The organism is Microbispora amethystogenes (assembly GCF_016863015.1).
Taxonomy (GTDB): Bacteria; Actinomycetota; Actinomycetes; order Streptosporangiales; family Streptosporangiaceae; genus Microbispora; species Microbispora amethystogenes.
The window spans coordinates 1-700 of record NZ_BOOB01000147.1; the positions used below are offsets into that span (position 1 = coordinate 1).

General features: G+C 68.6%; 1 protein-coding gene. It reads left to right on the forward strand.

Annotated features, from left to right (window positions below; genetic code table 11):
* Positions 1–700, forward strand: a 700-nt coding sequence (locus tag Mam01_RS36100) for an RNA-guided endonuclease InsQ/TnpB family protein (protein WP_204289700.1), incomplete at both ends; no start/stop codon positions are given.

The window sequence follows — 700 nt, forward strand, 5'->3', positions numbered from 1 at the left end:
GCTGGTCACGGGACCTGCCCGCCGAACCATCCTCGGTGACGGTGGTCAAGGACGCGGCCGGCCGGTACTTCGCCTCGTTCGTCGTCCAGACCAGCGATGTCCCCCTCCCGGAGTCGGTCGCCGACGTGGGGATCGACCTCGGGCTGTCCCACTTCGCCGTCACCTCCGACGGCCGGAAGGTGGCCAACCCCCGTTTCCTGCGCAGGGCCGAGCGGCGCCTGCGCAAGGCACAGCGGGAACTCTCCCGTAAGGAGAAAGGCTCAGCGAACCGCCAGAAGGCCAGGGCCAAGGTCGCCACGGCACACGCCGCGGTGGCCGACGCGCGCCGCGACTGGGCACACAAGCTCTCCACCCAGATCATCCGCGATAACCAAGCGGTGTACGTGGAGAACCTTGCCACCTCCGGCCTCGGCCGTACCCGCCTCGCCAAGTCCGTTCACGATGCGGGCTGGTCGCAGTTCGTGAGCATGCTGGAGTACAAGGCGGCCCGGTACGGCCGCCACTTCGCCAAGATCGACCGGTGGTTCCCCTCCTCCAAGCTCTGCTCCGAATGCGGGGCCGTCGCCGAGTCGATGCCGCTTGCCGTCCGGTCGTGGACCTGCCTGTGCGGGGCAGTCCACGATCGGGACATCAACGCCGCGATCAACATCCTGGCCGCCGGACGGGCGGACAGGCTAAACGCCTGTGGAGCGCAGGTAAG